We start from the raw sequence: 1272 nt of genomic DNA on the forward strand, positions 1-1272 counted from the left end.
CCCGCCGGGATCAGCGGGCCAAAGGGCTGACCTACCTGCGGGGCCTGCTGCTGGACGGCCGCCGCAAGTCGATGCAGCCGATGGCCGAACGCCTGGGCGTGGACCACCAAGGACTGCAGCAGTTCCTCACCTCCTCCACCTGGGACCTCACCCAAGTACGCCGCCACCTGGCAGCCCGCGCTGTCGCCGCCATCGCCCCGGTGGCCTGGGTGATCGACGACACCGGCTTCCCCAAGGACGGCATCGCCTCACCCGGGGTGGCCCGGCAGTACTCCGGCACCCTGGGCAAGGTCGGCAACTGCCAGATCGGCGTCAGCGTCCACGCCGTCACCGACGCCGCCTCCTGCCCGCTGAACTGGCGCCTGTTCCTGCCACCCTCCTGGGACCCCGCACACACCGGCGACGACGAGGCCGCCGCCGCACAGGTCACCGCGCGCCGCACCCGCTGCGCCATCCCCGCCGACCAGGGCCACCGCCCAAAGTGGCAACTCGCGGTGGAGATGCTCGATGAGCTGGCCGCATGGGGCCTTGCGCCGCCGCTGGTCGTGGCCGATGCCGCCTACGGCGACAACGCCCACCTGCGGGCAGCCCTGTCCGAGCGCGGCTTGCACTATGTGGTGCAGGTCAAAGGCGCTGTCACCGCCCACCACGCCACCGGCGAACCCGACCCGGTCGCGTACTCGGGCAGGGGGCGCCCGCCCCGGCCGCACCGCTACCCAGACAAACCGATCAGCCTGCGCGAGCACGTGCTGGCCGCCGGCCAGCAGGCGGCGCTGACGGTGACCTGCCGCGCCGGCTCCAAAGGAGCCATGACCTCCCAGTTCGTCGTCCTGCCCGTCCGCGTCGCCGGACGCCGGCCCCACCCCGCAGCCGACGGGACACTGCCCGTCAGCCTCCTGATCGCGCAATGGCCCGCCGGCGAGGCCGAGCCGGTCAAGTACTGGCTGACCGACCTGCCCGCCGGCACCCCGGCCGCCACTCTGGTCGCCCTGGCAAAGATCCGCTGGCGGATCGAGCACGACTACCGCGAACTGAAGACTGGCCTGGGCCTGGACCACTTCGAAGGCCGCTCCTGGATCGGCTGGCACCGCCACGTCACCCTGGTCACCGCCGCCCACCTGTTCTGCACCGAACTGCGCCTGCATGACCCAAAAGCCGCGGCCTGACCCTCTACACGATCCTCAAAGAACTCCAGATACTCCTGGCCACCTGGACCGGCCGCTGCCCCACCTGCTCACAGCGCCCACCCTGAGCACCTAACAAAGCACTACT

1 protein-coding gene is annotated in these 1272 nt (G+C 71.2%); it reads left to right on the top strand.

Going from position 1 to position 1272, the window contains the following annotated elements; all coding sequences use genetic code 11:
- Nucleotides 1-1166: IS701 family transposase (locus FLW16_RS42835; protein WP_142566709.1), on the top strand; the 1166-nt coding region annotated here is incomplete at its 5' end.
- Nucleotides 1167-1272: the final 106 nt, after the last annotated feature.

Origin of the sequence: Microbispora sp. KK1-11, assembly GCF_006874435.1 — a bacterium.
GTDB classification, from domain to species: domain Bacteria; phylum Actinomycetota; class Actinomycetes; order Streptosporangiales; family Streptosporangiaceae; genus Microbispora; species Microbispora catharanthi.